General features: G+C 74.7%; 1 pseudogene. It reads right to left on the bottom strand.

The features are described 5' to 3' along the window. Nucleotides 1-210 precede the first annotated feature (210 nt). A pseudogene (locus tag JGS39_RS40150) lies at nt 211-823 on the bottom strand (hypothetical protein); the annotation flags it as partial.

Genomic DNA, 823 nt, shown 5'->3' with positions numbered 1-823 from the left:
TCCTCGTCCTCCGTGGCCGCCCCCGCCGTGCAGCGGGCGGCCACGGAGGACGAGGACGAGCAGCCGGCCGATGTGCAGGGCTCGTTCGTCCAGCGGGCGGAGGAGAAGAGCCCCGAGGAGGAGGAAGAGGCACCACCGGCCTGAACGCGTCTGCCCTCCGGTGGACGGGACGGGGACCGTCCGGCGACCGAGGGCGGAACCGCCGCCCGGTCAGCCCGCGGAGTCGGCCCGCATCGTGCCGCCCAGGAACAGCGACTCCGAGCACCGTGCCGGTGTGCGGGCGCCCACCGGCTTGCCGACCTTGCGGCAGTCGATCGTCATGGTGACCTTCCCGCCCGCCGGGACGAGGATCGGCGTCACGAAGTGGTAGTCGGAGTCACGGAAGTTCTCCAGCCCGAGACTCAGCACACTCGAGTTCGTGCCGGCCGAGATGACGACGGTTCCGGCGTCGCCCTGCGGGTTCTGCACGACGATGTCGGTCAGCTGGAAGGTGTGGCCCTTCGGCACCTGGAGGGCGGTCGCGGCATTCGTCCCGCCGCCCACCGAGTCCCTGACCCGGACCTGCGCACTCGTCGGAGTGGCCGCCCCGTCCTCTGCACCCGCCCCGGTGCCGGCCTCCGCCTCCGCGGACGGGCTCGGCGTGGGCTTCGACGCGCCGGCGCCCGCGTCCGCCCCGGCGGTGTCACCGGCCCCGCCGTCGGCGCCCGCCCCCGCCGTTCCGCCTCCGTCCGGTGCCTTGCTCTTGTCGGCGGCGGCCGCGGAACGTACCGCCTCGGGGGTGACCGCCTCCCGCGCCGCGGACTTCACGGCCGGACGCAGCAGC

It is taken from the genome of Streptomyces poriferorum (assembly GCF_019399235.1).
Taxonomy (GTDB): domain Bacteria; phylum Actinomycetota; class Actinomycetes; order Streptomycetales; family Streptomycetaceae; genus Streptomyces; species Streptomyces poriferorum.
The sequence above is the reverse complement of the archived record's forward strand: the minus strand, read 5'-3'. Positions and strand labels throughout refer to the sequence as shown.